The following is a 19,317-nucleotide window of genomic DNA, read 5'->3' as shown; positions in this document are numbered from 1 at the left end:
CGCAGAATGCCGAGCGCCGAGCGCCGAGCGCCGAGCGCCGAACGCCGAGCGCCGAGCGCCGAACGCCGAACGCCGAACGCCGAACGCCGAACGCCGAACGCCGAACGCCGAACGCCGGCTCGTCCGCCGGCCAGCGCCTCAGTCGGTCGCGATGCGCGCGTACAGCGCAAAATCCCCCGGCACGCCGCGCACCATTCTGTAGGCGCGCAGCAGCCCTTCGTACCGGTAGCCGCATTTCTGCAGCACGCGCGCGGAGCCGGCGTTCGTCGTCAGCACGACGCCCTGCACGCGCACGAAGCCGCCGTCGGCGAATGCCCATGCGGTGACGCTCGCGCACAGCGCGCTCGCGATGCCGCGCCCCCAGTACGGCGGCGCGAGATCGTACGCAATTTCGGCCGAGCGGTTCGCGGTCGACACCGTATGCAGCCCGATCGTGCCGGCGAGCGCGCCCGATGCGTCGTCGACGATCGCGAGACGGCGGATCGAATCCGGATGAGCCGATTCGATGCCGTCGAACAGCGGCTGCAGATCGTCGCGCGAACGCAGGTTCCAGCTCGTGTGACGGACGACGTCCGGGTTCGACAGGTACGCGTACCACGCGTCGAGGTCCGCGCGCTCGAGCTGGCGAAGCGACAGGCCGGGGAAGCCGGAGCGGGGTAGTGCGTCGACTCTCATCGCGCGCCCGTTGCGAACGATGCGCGGCGCATGCCGGCGTGCCTACGCCGCATGACGCCGATACAGCGCGAGCGAACCGGCCAGCACGAGCAGCATCGCCCCGCACGCGCGTTCGAGCCACAGCGCGCCCGCACGCTTCAGCAGCCGCACCGCGCGTGCGCCGAGCAGCGCGTAGCCGAACATCACCGCGCCGTCGAGCAGCGCGAACGTGACGGCGAGCGCGACGTATTGCGGTGCGAGCGGCGCGGACGGATCGAGGAACTGCGGCAGGAACGCGGAGAAGAACAGATAGCCCTTCGGATTGGTCACCGCAGTGAGGAAGCTCTTCGCGAAGATCGACGCGTTGCGCTCGGGCGCCGCGCCGCCGTCTGCGACGGCGACGTCGAGCGCACCCTTCGACGCGAGCAGCCGGACGCCGACGTACGCGAGATAGGCGGCGCCGAGCCACTTCACGACCGAGAACCAGAACGCCGATGCCATCAGCAGCGCGCCGAGGCCTAGCGCGACCGCGACGATCAGCACGAAGTCGGACAGCATCGCGCCGGCGAAGCCGTAGGCCGCGCGGCGCACGCCATAGCGCGAGCCGTTGGTCAGCGCGAGCAGCACGGTCGGGCCGGGCGTCGCGATCCCGACGAACGCGACGGCGGCGAAGATCAGCAGGGTCGTTTGATGCATGCTGGCGGCTCCCGGTGCAAGGCGGTGCTCGATTATCGGGCGCGCGTCGCGGCGCTGTACAGCGCCGTTCGTCGCGCGACCGATTATCTCGATTTCAGCAAGAAGCTGTTTTCATTATTGCGCTATCGAACGGAACCGGTTCCATCTACCATGGCGGCCGCGGCGCAGGTTCGCCGCGCCGTCGCGCGCGCGTATCGCACGCGCGCGTTCCCGCGTGCGGGCGCCGCCGGCCTCGCCACAGGGCACGGCGGATCTCGCCGGCCGCACGCGCTACTCGCATAGAACAACGGGCTCGTCGCCCGGAGACGCTAAAAAACCATGAACAAGCAACTGATCGCAGCACCGCTGCTGCTCTCGCTCGCGGGCATCGCATCCGCGCAAAGCTCCGTCACGCTGTACGGCATCGTCGACGCGGGCGTGACCTATCGCAGCAATGAACGGGTCGGCTCGGCGGGCGCGTACACCGGCCATTCGAGCGTCGGCCTGACCACCGGCAACCTGTCCGGCAGCCGCTGGGGCATCAAGGGTTCCGAGGACCTCGGCGGCGGGATGCGCGCGCTGTTCGTGCTCGAGAACGGCTTCGACATCACCAACGGCACGTCGGGCCAGGGCGGCCGCCAGTTCGGCCGCCAGGCGTTCGTCGGCGTCGGCAGCAATCGCTACGGCACCGTCACGCTCGGCCGCCAGTACACGTCGCTCGACGACTTCGTGAGTCCGGTCGGCCCGTCGTCGTTCATCGGCGGCTTCGGCGCACACCCGGGCGACATCGACGATCTCGACCAGACCGCGCGCGTCGACAGCTCGATCAAGTACACGAGCGCGAATTATTCGGGCTTCACGTTCGGCGCGCTGTACGGCTTCGGCAGCCAGCCGGGCAGCATGAAGCAGCGCAATACGTGGAGCGTCGGCGCGGCGTACGCGGCGGGGCCGCTGCGCGTGGGCGTCGGCTACGAGCGTTCGGACAACAGCAAGACGGGCGCGGCCGACCCGACGGCCGGCAAGTGGCAAAGCACCGACGACGGCCTGTTCAACTCGTCGATCAACGAAGGCTATGCGAGCGCGCAGTCGCAGCAGATCATCGCAACCGGCGCGACGTACGACTTCGGCCCGGCCGTGGTCGGCGTGAACTACAGCAACGTGCAGTACCGCAGCGGCGCGCAATCGCTGTTCAACGGCCATGCGACCTTCAACGTCGCGGGCGTGTTCACGCGCTGGAACGTGCAGCCGCAGACGCAGCTGTTCGCCGGCTACAGCTACACGCGCGGCAGCGACGTCGACGGCATCGACAACCGCGCGCAGTATCACAACGTCACGCTCGGCGCGGTCTACGACCTGTCGAAGCGCACCAGCGTGTATCTGCTCGGTGCGTACCAGCATGCGTCGGGCACGACGCTCGACGCGCTCGGCCGGCCGGTGGCCGCGACCGCATCGGTGTCGGACAAGGCGAACGGCCACTCGTCCGACTCGCGCTCGCAGGCGATCGTGAGCCTCGGGCTGCGTCAGAAGTTCTGACGCGCGCGGTCGGCCGCGTGCGTCACGGCGGGCAGCGGGCACCTGCCCGACGCTCCGTGGCCGACGATGCATTTGTCGTACCGGCAGCGTGTGATCGACGTCGTCGATGCGCTGCCCAGGTACCTCGACGGCTGGGACGGCCCGCCGCCCGACAGCGCGAGCTGACCTGAACCGGTTGCACGCCCGGCCGGCGTGCGGCCGGCTCCCCCTTTCGCCGGCTGCCCCGTCCTCTCCTGCCCGTGCAGAACTTCGTTGTCCTTATCCCTGCGCGCTGTCAACGGCATTCCGTCGCGCATCGGCTTATTTCACTTCTTCACGATTTTCGCGCCATTGCTGCGCGCATCCCGCGCATTCAATTGCGCAATGCAGCATCCGCCCGATAATATTTTTTCTCTTTCATTTCAATTTCGATTTGTAATCATCGAATCGATCGGCCGGCTATGAAAATCGTTGCGTGCGCATCAGAAAAAATGACGCGCATGCATTGACGGATCCGGAACAAAATTCCGGTACGGAAGGGCGCGACGGCCGCATCTGACGGCAAACCACGATGCTGGTCCCGGAATGCACGATCATTGCTCAACCAGCGTTGCGCGGTAAAAGAATGTAATGGGAAATTCGCGGCGGCATTGAACCGGATTTTGCAGAAATCACCAATATTTCATACGCGGCGAATTAAAGTGTCGAGAAACGATCGTCCGGGAGCATCATTCATGTTATCGAAACAAATTCGCGCGGCGTTGCTTGGAGCGTGCATCGCAATGTTGACCGCGCTTACTCCCGCGCAAGCGCAGTACACGACGGACTGGCTCGCGAACACGTTCGGCACGCTCGCCGCGCACGTCGGCAACGGCGCGCGTTCGCTGTGGGTCGCGCCCGAGGGCGTGATCTACACGTCGTCGCGCTGGGACGAGAACGCGGGCGGCGTCGCGATCTACCAGAACGGGCAGACGCTCGGCACGATCGGCATCCACGACGAATTCCAGGGCGGCGCGATCACCGGCAACGCGAATTCGCTGTTCGTCGCGCTCGGCTACAACCGCACGTTCGGCAGCGGCTCGGTCGGCCGCTACAACCGCAGCACCAACCAGCGCGACCTGCGCATCCCGGTCAGCACGTGGACGGGCATCCAGTACGCGGACGTGATCACCGGCCTCGCGACGGCCGGCAACCTGCTGTACGCAAGCGACTTCTACGGCAACCGCGTGCGCGTCTACACGACCGACGGCGTGTGGCAGCGCGATATCAGCGTAGCGGGGCCGGGCGCACTTGCGCTGGATGCGGCGGGCAACCTGTGGGTCGCGCGCAAGAGCGCGGGCGTCGTCGCGCAGTTCAGCCCGACCGGCGCCGCGATGAACACGATCGCGATGGCGGCCCGTGCGCGGCCCGCGTCGCTGTATTTCGATGCGCCGAGCGGGCAGCTGCTGGTGGGCGACGAAGGCCCCGACATGAACATCAAGATCTACGCGCTCGTGGGTCTGCCGGTGCAGATCGGCACGTTCGGCGTGCAGGGCGGGTATCTCGACACGACGTCGGGGATCAAGGGGCAGGTCGGCGACAAGCGCTTCACGCGCGTCGCGGGCATCGGCAAGGACGCGGCCGGCAACCTGTACGTGCTGAACAACGCATGGGGCGGCGGCTGGGATCTCGGGCGCAACGGCAGCACCGACCTTCACTCGTACAGCCCGACGGGCGTGCTGCAATGGAAGCTGCAGGCGCTGAACTTCGAGGCGGCCGCCGCGCCCGACCCGGCCACCGACGGCGCGTTCTTCTACAGCGGCAACAACGTGTACACCGGCACCGCGGGCGGCACGTTCGTCGCGAACACGATCGATCCGTTCACCTACCCGAAGGACCCGCGCCTCGACATGAACGACTACCAGCGCGGCCAGCATTTCGGCCAGCTCGCGCTGGTGAACGGCACGCGCATGCTGGTCGCGACCGGGCAGAACCCGGGCAACTACAACATCTATCACTTCAACAGCGCGAGCGGCTACATCGCGATTCCGGACGGCTCGATCCCCGGCAAGCCGTTCAACACGACGCTGCAGGTGACGGCCGGCTTCTCGCTCGACGACAACGGCGACGTCTGGGCCGGGCTCGATCGCACCAACAACATCTCGCACTATCCGATGACGGGTTTCGACGCGACCGGGAAGCCGACGTGGGGCAAGCCGGTGCAGATTCCGATTCCGCGTACCGTGCTGCCGCTCACGCGGATCATCTACCAGGCCGACAGCGACACGATGATCCTCGCGCAAGGTATCTCGGGCAGTTGGGACTGGACCGCGATGAACGGGCACATCGAGGTGTATCGCGGCTGGAAGGCCGGCAACACGACCACGCCGAACGTCGCGATCAACCTGACGAGCGCGAATCCGAAATCGATGGCGGCGGCCGGCCACTACCTGTTCGTCGGCTATGTGCACACGGTGCCGAACGTCGACGTGTTCGACCTGAACACCGGCACCCTCGTCACGACGCTGACGAACTCGAACACGTCGGCGATGGACGTCGGCAACGACGTCGACTCGATGTACGGCATCCGTGCTTACCTGCGCTCGACCGGCGAGTACGTGATCACGAAGGACAACTACAACGGGTCGAGCCTCGTCGTATATCGCTGGCGTCCGTGAACGCGCGGGGCATGACCCGGCCGTACGCCGGCCGGGCATGATGACGCGCGGTCAGTGCGCGGCGCGCTCGCGCAGCAGTTCCGACGGCCGCACGTTGCGCACGAACACGCCGGCCAGCACCGCGCCCGCGAGCGCGATCGCGCCGGCCAGCACGAACGCGGACGCGAACGAGCCGCTGCGCTCGACGATGAAGCCGGTCACGGCCGGCCCGATCACGCCCGACAGGCTGCCCATGCAGTGCAGGAAACCGCTGACGCCGCCGACGCGCGCCGGATGCACGACGTCCTGCACGATCGCCCAGTAGATCGCGCCCGTCACGTACAGAAAGAACAGCGACACCGACATCAGCGCGACCGCGCCTTGCGTCGACTGCACGGTGCCCGCGATCGCGACGCATGCGCCGGCGCCGAGCAGGCACGTGACGAGCACGATCCGGCGCGACAGCAACAGGTTGCCGGTGAGCCGGTACAGCGCATCGGAGATCGCGCCGCCGCATGCGAGGCCGACCGTGCCGACGAGCCAGGGCACCACCGTGGCGACGCTCATCTCCTTGATGTTCAGATGGTGCGCCCGCACGAGGTAGCTCGGGAACCAGCTCAGGAAGAAGAACAGCACGTAGTTGTAGCTGAAGAACGCGGCGGCCGTCGCGAGGATCCGCGGCTGGCGCACGTAATGCGACAGCGTGTGCGCGGGCGTTGCCGCGCCGGCCGCCGCGGCCGTGTGCGCGGACGACGCGGCGAGCGTTGCGGCCGATGCGCCGGGCGCATCGTTGACCGGCGCGGCCGGACGATCCGACGTCGACATCATCCACACGACGACCCACGCGAGTCCGATCGCGCAGACGATCCAGAACGCCGGCCGCCAGCCGAACTGCGCGGCCAGCAGGCCGACGATCGGCCCGGCAATCGCGCCGCCGAGCGGGGAGCCCGCGCTGAGCAGGCCCATCGCGGTCGCGGCCGCGTCGCGCGGCAGCCAGTTGTTGACCATCTTGTTCGCGGCCGAGCACAGCGGCCCTTCGGCCATCCCGAACAGCAGCCGCACGATCAGCAGGCTCACGAAGCCGACGGTGAGCGCGGTCGTCCCGCAGAACACCGACCACAGCCCGACCGACAGCACGTACACGAGCTTGGGTCCGAGCCGGTCGGACGCGAGCCCGCCGATGAAATTGAACAGCGCATAGCCGATGAAGAACGTGCTGAACACGAGGCCCATCCGCGCGGCATCGATGCCGAGGTCGGTCTGCACGATCGGCGCAACGATCGACAGCGCGACGCGGTCGAGATAGTTGATTCCGTACACCAGGAACAGCAGGAACACCGTGAACCACGCCTGCGACTTCTGCTTCATGTCCGTCTCCTTCGTACCGGTGGGCCGGCCGTCATGATTGTGTTGTGTCGTCGATCGCTCGCCGCGTCGTGACGGACCGCGGCGGGCAGGGGCATTGCGCGGCTCGCCCGGGGGCGCGGCGAACCGGGTAAGCGGTCGTTCAGCGCGCGTGCAGCGGCGCAAGCAATGCGTCGGTGCCGCCGGCGCGCAGCGTCGACAGGTGCGCACCGACGCGTTCGATCAACGCATCGGGCCATGCCGCCGAACCGGCGAGCGCGGTGCTGCCGAGCGCGGCGCGTACCGCGCTGCGCGCGTCGCCGGCTGCGGACAGCGTCGCGCCGAGCGAGGCGGCGCCCGGATCGCTGATCGCGAGCGCGCGGCCCGATTCGTCGCGCGCTGTGGCGACGTAATGCAGCCACAGCGCGAGCGCGCGTTCCAGATACGGACGCTCGATGCCGGCCGCCGCGCTTTCGCCGAGCGCGGGCAGCCAGCGCAGCGGCACTTTCTGCGTGCCGTCCATCGCGATCTGTTCGGTGCGATGCGCGAGCACCGGATTGCGGAAGCGCTGCACGAGCGTTGCGCAATAGCCGTGCGCGTCGTAACCGGACGGCACGTCGACGGTCGCGAGCAGGTCGCGCGTCATCACGCCGTCGACGAGCGCCGCGATCGCCGGGTCGGCCATCGCATCGGATACGGTCGCGCGGCCGCGCAGTTGGCCCGCATACGCGATCGCCGAATGCGAGCCGTTCAGCAGCCGCAGCTTCATCGTTTCGTACGGACGCACGTCGCCGACCAGGTGCGCGCCGGCGTCTTCCCAGCGCGGCCGCGGGCCCGCGAAGCGATCCTCGATCACCCATTGCGAGAACGGCTCGCAGACGATCGCCGCCGCATCGCGCGCGCCGAGGTGCGCGTGCGCCCAGTCGAGCGATTCCGGCGTCGCGGCCGGCACGATCCGGTCGACCATGCTGTTCGGGAACGCGACGTCGTCGCGGATCCGGCGCGCAAGCGCGCCGGCGCCGTCGATGCGTTCCGCGTAGTCGATCAGCAGCGCGCGCAGCGTGTCGCCGTTCGACGTCATGTTGTCGCAGCACACGACGGTCAGCGGCGCATGGGCCGGCCGCATGCGCAAGCCGGCCGCGATCACGCCGAGCGCGGTGCGCGGCGCGTCGGGCGTCGCGAGATCCTGGCGGATCGCCGGATCGTCGGCATCGAGTCCGCCGCCGGGGCGCCGGCAATAGCCTTTCTCGGTCACGGTCAGGCTCACGATCGACACGGCCGGATCGGCAATCAGCGCGAGCAGCGCGGGCAGCGATTCGGGCGCGAACAGCGCGCGGTGCACCGCGCCGACGATGTGCGTGCGCGCGCGATGGCCGTCGCGTTCGGTCACCGTGTACAGGTGATCCTGCGCGGCGAGCAGGTCGACGGTATGGCGCCGACGCAGTTCGACGCCGGCGATCCCCCACCGGAGGTCGCCCTGTTCGAGAACCGTCTCCGTATGCAGCGCCTGATGCGCGCGATGGAACGCGCCGAGGCCGAGATGGACGATGCCGGTGCGCACCGCCCCCCGGTCATAAGCGGGGCGGCGCGTGCCGGGCGGCGCGGTGCGCAGGAAATCGGGGGCGGATGACATGTCGGTCGGTAGCAGTTTGTACCATGGTAGATGGTGGAATGCGCTCAGGTTATTTCGTGTTTCCGTGCGAAGTTATCGGTGTAAACGCTAGATCGTCTGAAATGGCCCGTTTCTGTACCATGGTAGACATCGATATCGACGCGGATTCATCGCAACCATGAGCGAAACGGCAGCACTGGAAGAAGCGGACGTCGTGGTCACGGCGTTGCAGGGGTTCTCGCTGGACGAGAGCCGGTCGTATACGGAACAGGTGCATGCGCTGCTGCGCCACGCGATCGTGCGCGGCGCACTGCCGCCGCGCACCGCGCTGTCGGAGGCCGTGATCTCCACGACGATCAAGGTCAGCCGCACGCCGGTGCGCGAGGCGTTCGCGCAGCTCGCCGACGAGCGGCTCGTGCAGATCATCCGGAAGGTCGGCACGCTGGTCGCGCCGATCCCCGTATCGATCCTCGAGGAAGGGCGCTTCGCGCGCAGCACGCTCGAATGCGCGAACCACGTGGAGCTCGCGCAGAAGATCACGCCGGATCAACTCGCGGAGCTGTCGCGGATCATCGACGCGCAGCGCGCGGCGGTGGCCGCCGGCGACGTCGAAGCGTTCTTCGATCTCGACGAGGCGATGCACGGCCGGATGTTCGCGTTCGCGGGCCGGCCGCACGTGTGGGAAATGCTGCAGCCGATGAAGCGCCAGTTCGACCGCGTGCGCTGGCTGCTGCTCGACCGCGTCGAGGATCACGCGCGCCGCGCGCTGCAGGAACACGAACAGATCCTTGCGCACATCGCGTCGCGCAACATGGCGCTGCTCGGCGCATCGGTCGCGTCGCACGTCGACCGGATCGGCTCGCATCTGCCGGACGTGCGCAGCCGCGCGCCGCACTACTTTGTCGACTGAATCGCCCGCTGGAGGAGCGCAGTGAAAATCGAACGCTTGCAGACCATCGTCACGTGTCCGGGCCGGAACTTCGTGACGGTGAAGATCGTGACCGACGAAGGCGTATACGGCCTCGGCGACGCGACGCTCAACGGGCGCGAGCTCGCGGTGCGCGCGTACCTCGAAGAGCACGTGTTCCCGTGCCTCGTCGGGCGCGACCCGCGCAACATCGAGGACATCTGGCAATACCTGTATCGCGGCGCGTACTGGCGGCGCGGGCCCGTGACGATGACGGCGATCGCCGCGATCGACATGGCGCTGTGGGACATCAAGGGCAAGCTCGCGGGCATGCCCGTCTACCAGCTGCTCGGCGGCAAGAGCCGCGACGGGCTGATGGTGTACGGCCATGCGAACGGGCGCGATCACGAGGAAGCGGTCGACGCGGTGCGCGCGCACATCGAGGAAGGCTACCGCGCGATTCGCGTGCAGTCCGGTGTGCCGGGGCTCGACAAGGTGTACGGCGTCGCCAGGACGGCCGGCGCATACGAGCCGGCCGAGAAGGGGCTGCCGCCGGAGGAGCCGTGGGACACCGCGCTCTATCTGCGCCACACGCCGGAACTGTTCCGCAAGGTGCGCGACGCGGTCGGCGATGCGCCGCACCTGCTGCACGACGCGCATCACCGCCTCACGCCGATCGAGGCCGCGCGGCTCGGCCGCGATCTCGAGCCGCACCGGCTGTTCTGGCTCGAGGACGCGACGCCCGCGGAGAACCAGGATGCGTTCCGCCTGATCCGCCAGCACACGACGACGCCGCTCGCGGTGGGCGAGGTGTTCAACTCGATCTGGGATTGCAAGGACCTGATCCGCGATCAATTGATCGACTACATCCGCGCGACGATCGTGCATGCAGGCGGGATCACGCACGTGCGGCGCATCGCCGACTACGCGGCGATGTACCAGGTGCGCACCGGTTTTCACGGTGCGACCGATCTGTCGCCCGTCTGCATGGCGGCGGCCGTGAACTTCGGCCTGTGGGCGCCGAACTTCGGCATCCAGGAACTGATGCCGCACAGCGCGCTGACCGATGAAGTGTTTCCGCACAACTACCGCTTCGAGGACGGCTACCTCGTGATGGACGACGTGCCGGGCCTCGGCGTCGACCTCGACGAGGCGCTGGCCGCGAAATATCCGTACGAGCGCGCGTACCTGCCGGTCGCCCGGCTGCGCGACGGCTCGATGTGGAACTGGTGAGCGCCGAAGATTCGAAGGAGAGAACCGAAATGTTGAGCGTCGTTGTCGATCGTCCGAACAGCATGGGCGTGCGCGAGGTGCCGCTGCCCGCGCCCGCCGCCGGCGAAGTGCGCGTGAAGGTGCGCTATGCGGGCATCTGCGGGTCGGACCTGCACATCTTTCACGGCAAGAATCCGTTCGTGTCGTACCCGCGCATCATCGGCCACGAGTTCGTCGGCACGATCGAGTCGGTCGGCGCGGGCGTCGATGCCGCGCGGCTCGGCGAGACCGTCGCGGTCGATCCGGTGATCAGCTGCGGGCATTGCCATGCATGCACGATCGGCCGGCGCAACGTGTGCCGGCACCTGACCGTGCTCGGCGTGCATCGCGACGGCGGCTTCAGCCAGTACACCTGTGTGCCGGCCGGCAACGCGTACCGGATTCCGGACGTGATCGCCGATACCTGCGCGGCGATCGTCGAGCCGTTCGCGGTGGCCGCGAACGCGACGTCGCGCACCGGCGTGCTGCCGGGCGACGTCGCGCTGATCTATGGCGCCGGCACCGTCGGGCTGACGATCCTGCAGGTGCTCAAGCGCGTGTACGGGATTCGCGCGTTCATCACCGACCGGCTCGACGCGCGGCTGCAGCTCGCGCGCAAGTGCGGCGCGGCCGACGACGAAATCATCAACACGAGCGTCGAGGCGCTGCCCGACGCGCTCGAGAAGCGCGGCGTCGACGGCGGCCCGACGGTGATCTTCGATGCGGTGTGCCATCCGTCGATTCTCGAGGAGGCCGTGCGGATCGCCGCGCCCGCGGGACGGATCGGCGTGCTCGGGTTTTCATCGGAGCCGTCGGCGATCGTGCAGGCGGAACTGACGAAGAAGGAGCTGACGCTCGCCGCATCGCGGCTCAATTGCGTGATGTTCCCGCAGGTGATCGACTGGATTTCGCGCGGACTGATTCAGCCCGAGCACATCGTTACGCACACGGTGGGCTTTCGCGATGTCGCGCAGGCATTCGACATGGCGGAACGCAATCCTGCGGAAAGCTGCAAGATCCTGCTCGATTTCGCGGGCGACTGATCGCGGTTCCGTGCTGTTTCGTGCGGCCGGCCGGGACGTGTCGCGCCGCTCCGGCCGCACGGTGCGATCGCTCGTCGGCGGCGAGCCTGTCCCGAACCCGGGCTGAAGACCGCGCATTGCCGGCTCGCCGATCGCCTCGATGCATCGGCGGCGTCCGGCGTTCAGAACTTCTGCTGGATCCCCGCCATCACGCCGAGCTGGTTCATCCCGGTGCCGACCGTGCCGCCGGCGGCCACTGCATTCGCGGCCAGTTTGCTGTTGAACAGGTAGCCGACCGACGTGTAGACGGTCGTGCGCTTCGACAGGAAATAGTTCGCGCGGCCGACGAGCAGCGTGCCGTTCGTGCCGTCGCTGCGTTCGCGGCGTTGCAGGTAGCGCACGCCCTGCACGTCGAGCGCGAGATAGGGCGTCGCGTAGTACGTGCCGCCCGCGAACATGATGTCTGCCTGCAGGTGTTCGGCCGCCGCGAGGTTGCGGCGGATCCAGCCGGCACCCAGCTTCGCGGGGCCGATCTTCACGTAGCCGGCGACGATGTCGCGCGTGTCGGTGTAGGCGGGATTGTTCAGCGGCGCGAGCGCACCGCCGCCGCCGCGCATCACGTCGTGCGACGCGGCGAGCCCGAAATTGCTCGCGTCGTACGCGAGCATCGCCGTGTATTGCCGGCACGCGACGAAGTCGCCGGGCACCTGTCCGGCGCAGCCGGTAGCCGACGGTCCCGCCGGACCGGCCGCGTCACGGCCGAAGCTGTACGTGGCGCCGAGCGTCACGCCATGGAACGTGCCCTTGTAGCCGATCGCGTTGTCGCTGCGCGCATTCGGCAGATAGGAATCGAAATCCGCCATCGAATGGATCGACGGGCCGATCACGTCGGCGTTGGTCAGCACGATCATCGACATGTTCATCTGGCGGCCGAGCGTCAACGCGCCGAACGGACCGTTCACGCCGACGTTCGCCTGGCGCCCGAACAGGCGGCCGCCGTAGTTCAGCGCGCCGGTGCCGGGCTGAAAGCCGTTCTCGAGCACGAAGAACGCCCGGTAGCCGCCGCCGAGATCCTCGGTGCCTCGCAGGCCCCAGCGCGACGGCACCTCGCCGGTGAGCGCCGGCATCCCGGTGAACGAGCCGCCGTGCGCCGCATTGTTGTAGTAGGACACGCCGGTGTCGACGATCCCGTACAGCGTGACGCTGCTTTGCGCGCACGCGTGGCCAGACAGCGCCATCCCCATTGCCGTCGCGAGTGCGACGCCCAGTTTCGTTTTCATGGTTGTCTCCAAACAGTGTGTAGTGGTACTTATTGATTGTTTTGATGTCCCGGGCGAAACCGCGATGACGACGGGTATTGAATGAAACTCCGCGCGTTGCGCGTTACGACAGCGCCGGATCGCGTTGTACGTGCGGCGCGGCCGCACGCGCGCCGGCCACGGCGACCGCGATTGCCGCGCCGGCCATCGGCACGAGGAACGCGAGATAGAGGTGCGACACGGACCAGCCGTCGTCCAGCAGCGCGCCGACCGTCATCGGCGACAGGATCGCGCCGAGACGGCCGATACCGACTGCGAGGCCGATGCCGGTCGTGCGGATTTCAGCGGGATACGGCGTCGGCGACAGCGCATACATGCCGGCCACGCATGCATTGATCACGGCGCCGAGGAATACCGCGACCGTCATCCCGATGCCGAGCGAGCCGGTGTTCGCGCCGAACACGGCCATCAGCGCGCCGCCGAGCAGCAGCGTCGCGCCCAGCAGGTTGCGCAGGCCGATGCGCGTCGACAGCAGGCTGAACAGCGACGCGCCCGCGATGCCGCCGAGATTGAGCAGCACGCCGCCGGTCACGCCTTGCGATGCGGACAGCCCGGCCTGGACCAGCAGCTTCGGCGTCCAGCTCACGACGAAGTAGAAACTGCCCATCACGAGAAAGAACGCGATCCACAACGCGATCGTGCGGCGCGCGAGCGGTGCGCGCAGCACGGCCGTCCAGCTGGACGCGGCGCTGCCCGTGTCGCCCGACGCGGTTGCGGCCGGCAGCGCGTCGATGGGCGCGCGCTTCATTCGCGCGAGGATGCGGTTGATTTTCTGCAGTGCGTTGTCAGGCCGCCGTGCGAGGAGAAAATCGAGCGACTCCGGCAGCAGCGCGAGCACCATCGGAATCGACAGCAACGTCAGGATGCCGCCGAACGCGAATACGCTGCGCCATCCCCACGTCGACAACAGGTAGCCGGCAACGACGCCGCCGGCTGTCGCGCCGATCGCATAGCCCGTCGACTGCATGCCGATCGCGGCGCTGCGCCATTTGTTCGACGCGTATTCGCCGCTGATCACGGTGAGGCTCGCGAGCATGCCGCCGATGCCGAGCCCGGTGTACGCACGCGCGACCGCGAGCTGCAGCGTGCCGTGCGTGGCCGCGCACGCGAGCATCCCGGTCGAGATCACGGCGAGGCAGAGCAGGATGATGCGGCGGCGGCCGACGCGGTCGGCGAGCGGCGCGATCAGCACCGAGCCGATGCCCATCCCGGCGAGCCCGGCGCTCAGCAGCAGGCCGATCTCCTTGCCGCTCAGTTTCCATTCGGCTGCCAGGTGCGGCGCGGCAAACGCGATGGCCAGCACGTCGAAACCGTCGAGCATGTTCAGCACGACGCAGGCCGTGACGGCCATCGTCTGGAACGCGCTCATCGGGGACGCATCGATCGTATTGCGGATATTTGCACTCACGTCAAAGATCCTTCATAAGAATAGTAGGACTGGTTAATTGAAATGAAATCGAGGCCAGTTGATGCGAATGAGGCGAAAGCGAACGCGAATGCGCGCGCTGTCGGGAAACCTGGCCGCGCCCGTTGTGAATGGCCGGCGCCGTTCGCGGGCCGGCCTGCGACGATCAAGCAGGCTCCCGCTGCAGCAGCAACCGCTCGATCACGCGCCGCGCGCGATTGGGGCCCGCGTCGACGTGAATGTCGATCTGCCGGCCGTCCGGAAAGCGCAGCTGATTCCGGTATTGCGCTTCGATCACACCCTTGTCCTCGTCGAAAGTCGCTGCGGATTGCTCGATGACCGTTTGCGCGACGCGTTCGACGTCGTGTTGCGGATTGGTCGCGACGGTCCAGAAGTAATGCGTCGTCGTTTCCGTCTCGGGCGTGATGCCGTGGAACCCGCGCATATGGAAGCCGCCGCGCGCCGGGTCCTGCAGGTCGCCGGTGCCGGCATCCATCGCGCCGGTCCAGATCCGGATGTGCGACACGTGGAATTCGATTTCCTGCCAGCGATCGACGCGCCCCGCGAACGGCCATGCGGCGGTGTACGTCGGCGGCGGTTCGGAGTCGGGCATCCGGCGGACCAGCGTCACCGTGTCGCCGTCGCTGCTGACGCGCGTGTCCGCGCCCATGTGCAGCGGTGCATTGCCGCCGATCGTCTTCAGGTGCACGTAGCCGAGGTGGCTCAGGTCCATCAGGTTGTCGTGAATCAGCTGATACGGCGCGTCGTAATGGTAGTGGCCGCCGCCGAACCGGTATTGCGGATCCGAATGGAACGGGTAGCGCGGCGGCGCGCAGGCCGGCTCGGCGTGCGCGTCGGCGCCGATCCAGATCCATACGATGGCGTCCTGTTCCCGCACCGGATACGACGCTACGCACGCCTTCGCCGGAATCCGTTCCTGCCCGGGAATCTCCACGCACGTGCCGCCACGGTCGAACAGCAGGCCGTGATAGCCGCAGCGCAGGCCGCGCGCTTCGAGCGAGCCGCACGACAGCGGCAGCGACTTGTGGCAGCAGCGATCCTCCAGCGCGCCGATTTCGCCGGACGGCAGCCGGAACAGGACGACCGGCCTGCCGAGCAGCGTGCGGGCGACCGGTCGGTCCGTCAGTTCGGATGACAGCGCGGCGACCCACCATCGGTCGAGCGGAAACTTAGTAGTATTGATCGGTGCCCGGGCGGGATGCTCCATTGATCGTCTCCAGTATTGTGGTTGTCCGTCGCGTGTCGCGCGGCCTGTCTACAGATCGAGTACCAGCAGGTCGGTTCGCGCGCGCGAGCAGCACGGCATGAACTGGTCGCCGGCTGCCTTTTCCTCGTCGGTCAGATACGAATCGCGATGATCGGGCTCGCCTTCGAGCACGCGTGTCACGCAGGTGCCGCACACGCCTTGCTCGCACGACGTCAGCACGTCGACGCCGTTGGCCGCGAGCGCCGCGATGACGGTGCAGTCGGCCGGCACGTCGATCACCTGGCCGCTGCTCGCGATCCTGACCTGGAACGCGCGGTCGGCGCCGGACGATGCCACCGCACCGCCGAAGAACTCGTAGTGCAGCCGCGCTTCGTCCCAGTTGCGCTCGCGCGCGGCGTTCAGCACCGCATCCATGAAACCGCGCGGGCCGCACACATACAGATGCGTGCCTTCTGGCGCGCCGGCAAGCACGGACGCCAGATCGAAGCGTTGCGCGGGATCGCCGTCGTCGACATGGAAGCGCGCGCGATCGCGAAACCCGGCCGCGTTGATGCGCTCGACGAAGGCCATGCGGTCGATCGAGCGCGCGCAGTAATGCATGTCGAACGGCATGCCGGACGAAAACAGCCGTTCGGCCATGCTGAGGATCGGCGTCACGCCGATCCCGCCCGCGAGCAACAGGTGGTGCGGCGCATCCGGCGCGAGCGGGAACTGATTGCGCGGCATGCCGATTCGCACCGTGTCGCCTTCCCGGACCGCGTCATGGATCGCGCGCGATCCGCCTCTGCCGTCGGCATCGCGCAGCACCGCGATCTGGTAGCGATCGCATTGCTCGGGGTGGTTGCACAGCGAGTACTGGCGCACGAGCCCGCCCGGCAGATGCACGTCGATATGGGCGCCGGCGTCGAAGCGCGGCAACGGCGAGCCGTCGTCGCTGACGAATTCGAAGCCGCAGATGTCGCGCGCTTCGCGCCACTTGCGGGCGACCCGGACCGTCAATGTCGCGCCGTTCATGACGCCTCCTTGACGTGCGCGACCGGAATCACGGGCCGCTGCGGGCTCGCGGCGTTTTCGGCGGCGAGCAGCCGGTCGATCACCTTGCGCGACAGCACGCCGCCGGCGTCGATGTTGAGCTTCAGCAGTTGCCGGTCGGGCCACTGCTCGAGATTCCGTTGCTGGCGCTCGAGCATTTCGAGGTCTTCCGCGAAGATCTTGCCCTGGCCTTCGCGGATCTCGGCGGTCAGCGCGGGATCGTCGGGCCGGAAGTTGCGCGCCATCCCCCAGAAATACCAGATCGACGTATCGGTCTCGGGCGTGATGAAGTCGACCACGATCGACGACGCCTTCAGGTCCGCCGGCGCGTCGTAACCGCCGTGGCCCGCGTGCGCGACGCCCACTTCGATCATCACGTGGCTCGGCGGCGTGAAGCGGCAGATCTGCCAGCGGTCGACCGGCACGTCGTCCGCGAGGCCATTGCCGCGCAACGCCATCCGCCAGAACGGCGGCGGCATCACGTTGTGCATGAAGCGGCTCGTGACGACTTCGTCGCCGTGGCTCGCCGTCTTCGGCGGCGCTTCGTCGATTTCCTTCTGACCGATGCTCGTCGCATGCACGTAGGTTTCGTGCGTGAGGTCCATCAGGTTGTCGATCATCAGCCGGTAATCGCAGCCGATGTGATACAGCCCGCCGCCGTGCGCCCAGGCCGGATCCTCGGCCCACGCCAGCGTGGGCAGCTTGGCGGGATCGGCTTCGGACGCATCGCCCGGCCAGACCCAGACGAAGCCGTATCGCTCGACCGCCGGAAAGCTGCGGATCGCCGGGAAACCGCCGACCCGCTGGCCCGGCATGCCGGCCGTCTTGCCGTTGCAGCCCATTTCGAGCCCGTGGTAGCCGCACACCAGCACGCCGTCGCGCACGAAGCCGAGCGACAGCGGCGCGCCGCGGTGCGGACAGAAATCCTCGAGCGCGGCGACCTTGCCGTCCGCCGCGCGGTAGAGGACCATCGACTCGTTGCAGATCTTGCGGCCGAGCGGCTTGCCGTCGATTTCGTCGGGCGTGCACGCCACATACCAAGCGTTCTTGAGAAACACGTTCATCGTCTCCTTCGGGACGGTGCCGCCGACAGGCGGCCCGATCTTCATTCCGTGTACTGAATGAGATTCAGTGTACTCATTGAGATGGGCCGGGGCAAGGCGAGCGGTATACTGGTTTTCCCGGGAACTGGCGCGACGCAGCGCCATGCCGTCGGCGCGCGCAACCGGCGCACGCCGCCTATGTCATCGACTCATTCATGGAAAAAACGAATCCCGCCAACCTGCCGGCTTTCCCGCTCGATCTGTACGACGAGCCGGGGCACCTGATCCGGCGCGCACACCAGATCGCGGTCGCGATGTTCTACGAGAAGCTCGGCCGCGACGTGACGCCGGTGCAGTACGCGGTGCTGCGCATGCTCTACGAGTGCCCGGGGCTCGACCAGGTGACGCTCGCGCAGCGCGTCGCACTCGATACGTCGACGACCGCCGATCTCGCGGTGCGGCTCGAAGCGAAAGGATTGATCGTCCGCGAGGTGCTGCCGCGGCGGCAGCGGCGCCTGCTGCTGACGCCGGCGGGCGTCGAACTGCTCACGCACCTGATTCCGTCGGTGAAGGAGTTGCGCGCCGGCCTGTTCGAGGGGATGGGCGAGGACGATTCGCAGGAACTGGTGCGCCTGTTGCGCAAGTTCGTCCATTTGAACAACGAGCAGAGCCGCGCGCCGCTGCGAGTCGGCGAGGATTCGTAGTGGCTCCGGCTACGGCTCCCGCTCCGGCTCCGGCTCCGGCTACGGCTACGGCTACGGCTACGGCTACGGCTACGGCTACGGCTACGGCTACGGCTACGGCTACGGCTACGGCTACGGCCCGGAGCGATGGCGATGCAGGGCGGCGCGCACCGCGCCCGTCACCCGCGTGATGCCTCGCCTTCCAGCCGCCGCACCGCTTCCGCGACTTCGTTCCTGAAGCGCACCAGCGCTGCCTGCTCCGGCGCGGGCGGCTGCACGGCCGCCCACAGCATGTCGATCAGTTGCGTGGCCGTCGTTTCCGTATCGAGCTTGCGGTGCCCGAGAATCGCATCCCACAGCACGTGCTCGATCGGCCCGAACACCATCGAGCGCAGCAGGCTCAGCGGCATGTCGCTGCGCACCTGCCCGGCCGCCTGGCCGCGCGCGAGCACGTCCATCAACGGCGCCGTGTAGCGGCGCTGCAGCGCGGTGAGTTCGTCGCTCAGCGCATGCTGCTTCGCGCGGCCTTCCGACAGCACCAGCGCGCACAGCCCCGTGCCGTTCACCAGCATCAGCCGCAGGTGCGTGCGTACGATGAACGCGAACTGCTGCTGCACCGACGCCTCTACCGGCATCCCGTGTTCGAACGCGGCGATGATTTCGTCGTACCAGTCGGCAATCACGCGCGCGCACAGCTCGCGCTTGCCGCGGAAATAGCTGAACACCGTCGCCTCCGACACGCCGACGCGCTGCGCGATCTCGGCGGCCGTCGCATGCTCGTAACCCTTTTCGGCGAACACATCACGACCGGCGCGCAAGATGTCCTGCACGCGCTGCTGGGACTTGCGCCCGGCGGGTGCGCGCGACGGGTCGGCGCGGTCGGCTTTGGCGGTGGCGGTCATGGTGTCGGCGGTAGCGGCTGTCATGTCGACATGATATCTGAGTGTCACTCAAAAAACTATTGACGCCGAACCGGACGAGGCGCGAAACTGTG

At 67.8% G+C, this 19,317-nt stretch carries 17 protein-coding genes and 1 pseudogene; 8 read left to right on the top strand and 10 right to left on the bottom strand.

Translation table 11 applies throughout. The features are described from left to right. Positions 1-138: 138 nt before the first annotated feature. Positions 139-675: a GNAT family N-acetyltransferase gene (locus tag Q3A80_RS26740; RefSeq protein WP_446331824.1), complete on the bottom strand. Its 537-nt coding sequence runs from the start codon at positions 673-675 to the stop codon at positions 139-141. A gap of 42 nt (positions 676-717) precedes the next feature. Beyond that, the gene (locus Q3A80_RS26735; RefSeq protein WP_446331823.1) at positions 718-1,350 is read right to left on the bottom strand and encodes a LysE family translocator; all 633 of its coding nucleotides are present in this window, start codon (positions 1,348-1,350) and stop codon (positions 718-720) included. Between Q3A80_RS26735 and Q3A80_RS26730 the strand changes: the two genes are divergently transcribed. The 4 genes and pseudogenes from Q3A80_RS26730 (at position 1,345) to Q3A80_RS26715 (ending at position 5,498) form a co-directional block, all read left to right on the top strand. Continuing rightward, positions 1,345-1,632, top strand: coding sequence for a hypothetical protein (locus Q3A80_RS26730; RefSeq protein WP_446331822.1), 288 nt, complete (start codon positions 1,345-1,347; stop codon positions 1,630-1,632). The genes Q3A80_RS26735 and Q3A80_RS26730 overlap by 6 nt on opposite strands. Before the next feature lie 36 nt (positions 1,633-1,668). After that, positions 1,669-2,862, top strand: coding sequence for a porin (locus Q3A80_RS26725; RefSeq protein ID WP_446331821.1), 1,194 nt, complete (start codon positions 1,669-1,671; stop codon positions 2,860-2,862). A gap of 33 nt (positions 2,863-2,895) precedes the next feature. Further along, positions 2,896-3,027: pseudogene (locus Q3A80_RS26720) on the top strand (GFA family protein); the annotation flags it as partial. Positions 3,028-3,575: 548 nt separating this feature from the next. After that, the gene (locus Q3A80_RS26715) at positions 3,576-5,498 is read left to right on the top strand and encodes an SMP-30/gluconolactonase/LRE family protein (protein ID WP_446331820.1); all 1,923 of its coding nucleotides are present in this window, start codon (positions 3,576-3,578) and stop codon (positions 5,496-5,498) included. 51 nt (positions 5,499-5,549) lie between these two features. Here the strand turns inward: Q3A80_RS26715 and Q3A80_RS26710 are convergent, their stop codons facing one another. Next, entirely contained in the window at positions 5,550-6,845 is a 1,296-nt protein-coding gene (locus Q3A80_RS26710) for an MFS transporter (protein ID WP_446331819.1), read from the bottom strand. Between the two features lie 139 nt (positions 6,846-6,984). Next, complete coding sequence (locus Q3A80_RS26705) at positions 6,985-8,454, bottom strand: mannitol dehydrogenase family protein (RefSeq protein WP_446331818.1); 1,470 nt, start codon at positions 8,452-8,454, stop codon at positions 6,985-6,987. 157 nt (positions 8,455-8,611) lie between these two features. Here Q3A80_RS26705 and Q3A80_RS26700 point away from each other — a divergent pair, with 157 nt between their 5' ends. The 3 genes from Q3A80_RS26700 to Q3A80_RS26690 are packed head-to-tail and all read left to right on the top strand — an operon-like array spanning position 8,612 to position 11,634. Beyond that, positions 8,612-9,343 carry a GntR family transcriptional regulator gene (locus Q3A80_RS26700; protein WP_446331817.1) on the top strand — a complete coding sequence of 244 codons (732 nt, stop codon included), beginning with the start codon at positions 8,612-8,614 and terminating at the stop codon, positions 9,341-9,343. A gap of 21 nt (positions 9,344-9,364) precedes the next feature. Beyond that, complete coding sequence (gene manD, locus Q3A80_RS26695) at positions 9,365-10,573, top strand: D-mannonate dehydratase ManD (RefSeq protein WP_446331816.1); 1,209 nt, start codon at positions 9,365-9,367, stop codon at positions 10,571-10,573. A 29-nt stretch (positions 10,574-10,602) separates the two neighbouring features. Further along, positions 10,603-11,634: a Zn-dependent oxidoreductase gene (locus Q3A80_RS26690; protein ID WP_446331815.1), complete on the top strand. Its 1,032-nt coding sequence runs from the start codon at positions 10,603-10,605 to the stop codon at positions 11,632-11,634. Between the two features lie 161 nt (positions 11,635-11,795). On the opposite strand, the gene Q3A80_RS26685 is transcribed toward Q3A80_RS26690, so the two are convergent. From Q3A80_RS26685 to Q3A80_RS26665, 5 genes are all read right to left on the bottom strand, one after another. Next, a complete protein-coding gene (locus Q3A80_RS26685) occupies positions 11,796-12,893 on the bottom strand; it encodes a porin (protein ID WP_446331814.1) in 1,098 nt (365 codons plus the stop codon). A gap of 103 nt (positions 12,894-12,996) precedes the next feature. Next, positions 12,997-14,340, bottom strand: a complete 1,344-nt coding sequence (locus Q3A80_RS26680) for an MFS transporter (RefSeq protein ID WP_446331813.1) — start codon at positions 14,338-14,340, stop codon at positions 12,997-12,999. Between the two features lie 163 nt (positions 14,341-14,503). Continuing rightward, complete coding sequence (locus tag Q3A80_RS26675; RefSeq protein WP_446331812.1) at positions 14,504-15,565, bottom strand: Rieske 2Fe-2S domain-containing protein; 1,062 nt, start codon at positions 15,563-15,565, stop codon at positions 14,504-14,506. 48 nt (positions 15,566-15,613) lie between these two features. Then, the gene (locus Q3A80_RS26670; RefSeq protein ID WP_446331811.1) at positions 15,614-16,579 is read right to left on the bottom strand and encodes a PDR/VanB family oxidoreductase; all 966 of its coding nucleotides are present in this window, start codon (positions 16,577-16,579) and stop codon (positions 15,614-15,616) included. Further along, on the bottom strand, positions 16,576-17,655 hold the full coding sequence (locus tag Q3A80_RS26665; RefSeq protein WP_446331856.1) for an aromatic ring-hydroxylating dioxygenase subunit alpha: 1,080 nt from the start codon (positions 17,653-17,655) through the stop codon (positions 16,576-16,578). The genes Q3A80_RS26670 and Q3A80_RS26665 overlap by 4 nt, the downstream gene beginning before the upstream one ends. A 200-nt stretch (positions 17,656-17,855) precedes the next feature. Between Q3A80_RS26665 and Q3A80_RS26660 the strand changes: the two genes are divergently transcribed. After that, entirely contained in the window at positions 17,856-18,344 is a 489-nt protein-coding gene (locus Q3A80_RS26660; protein ID WP_446331810.1) for a MarR family winged helix-turn-helix transcriptional regulator, read from the top strand. A gap of 158 nt (positions 18,345-18,502) precedes the next feature. Here Q3A80_RS26660 and Q3A80_RS26655 read toward each other — a convergent pair whose 3' ends face one another. Further along, the gene (locus Q3A80_RS26655) at positions 18,503-19,249 is read right to left on the bottom strand and encodes a TetR/AcrR family transcriptional regulator (protein ID WP_446331809.1); all 747 of its coding nucleotides are present in this window, start codon (positions 19,247-19,249) and stop codon (positions 18,503-18,505) included. Positions 19,250-19,317 lie beyond the last annotated feature (68 nt).

This window comes from Burkholderia sp. SR8, from assembly GCF_052851275.1.
The sequence above is the reverse complement of the archived record's forward strand: the minus strand, read 5'-3'. Positions and strand labels throughout refer to the sequence as shown.

What these genes read in the sequence shown, in the direction of transcription:
- Q3A80_RS26740 (WP_446331824.1), bottom strand. Translation starts at nt 675, where the DNA reads ATGAGAGTCGACGCACTACCCCGCTCCGGCTTCCCCGGCCTGTCGCTT.
- Q3A80_RS26730 (WP_446331822.1), top strand. Translation starts at nt 1,345, where the DNA reads ATGCATGCTGGCGGCTCCCGGTGCAAGGCGGTGCTCGATTATCGGGCG.
- Q3A80_RS26735 (WP_446331823.1), bottom strand. Translation starts at nt 1,350, where the DNA reads ATGCATCAAACGACCCTGCTGATCTTCGCCGCCGTCGCGTTCGTCGGG.
- Q3A80_RS26725 (WP_446331821.1), top strand. Translation starts at nt 1,669, where the DNA reads ATGAACAAGCAACTGATCGCAGCACCGCTGCTGCTCTCGCTCGCGGGC.
- Q3A80_RS26715 (WP_446331820.1), top strand. Translation starts at nt 3,576, where the DNA reads ATGTTATCGAAACAAATTCGCGCGGCGTTGCTTGGAGCGTGCATCGCA.
- Q3A80_RS26710 (WP_446331819.1), bottom strand. Translation starts at nt 6,845, where the DNA reads ATGAAGCAGAAGTCGCAGGCGTGGTTCACGGTGTTCCTGCTGTTCCTG.
- Q3A80_RS26705 (WP_446331818.1), bottom strand. Translation starts at nt 8,454, where the DNA reads ATGTCATCCGCCCCCGATTTCCTGCGCACCGCGCCGCCCGGCACGCGC.
- Q3A80_RS26700 (WP_446331817.1), top strand. Translation starts at nt 8,612, where the DNA reads ATGAGCGAAACGGCAGCACTGGAAGAAGCGGACGTCGTGGTCACGGCG.
- Q3A80_RS26690 (WP_446331815.1), top strand. Translation starts at nt 10,603, where the DNA reads ATGTTGAGCGTCGTTGTCGATCGTCCGAACAGCATGGGCGTGCGCGAG.
- Q3A80_RS26685 (WP_446331814.1), bottom strand. Translation starts at nt 12,893, where the DNA reads ATGAAAACGAAACTGGGCGTCGCACTCGCGACGGCAATGGGGATGGCG.
- Q3A80_RS26675 (WP_446331812.1), bottom strand. Translation starts at nt 15,565, where the DNA reads ATGGAGCATCCCGCCCGGGCACCGATCAATACTACTAAGTTTCCGCTC.
- Q3A80_RS26670 (WP_446331811.1), bottom strand. Translation starts at nt 16,579, where the DNA reads ATGAACGGCGCGACATTGACGGTCCGGGTCGCCCGCAAGTGGCGCGAA.
- Q3A80_RS26660 (WP_446331810.1), top strand. Translation starts at nt 17,856, where the DNA reads ATGGAAAAAACGAATCCCGCCAACCTGCCGGCTTTCCCGCTCGATCTG.
- Q3A80_RS26655 (WP_446331809.1), bottom strand. Translation starts at nt 19,249, where the DNA reads ATGACAGCCGCTACCGCCGACACCATGACCGCCACCGCCAAAGCCGAC.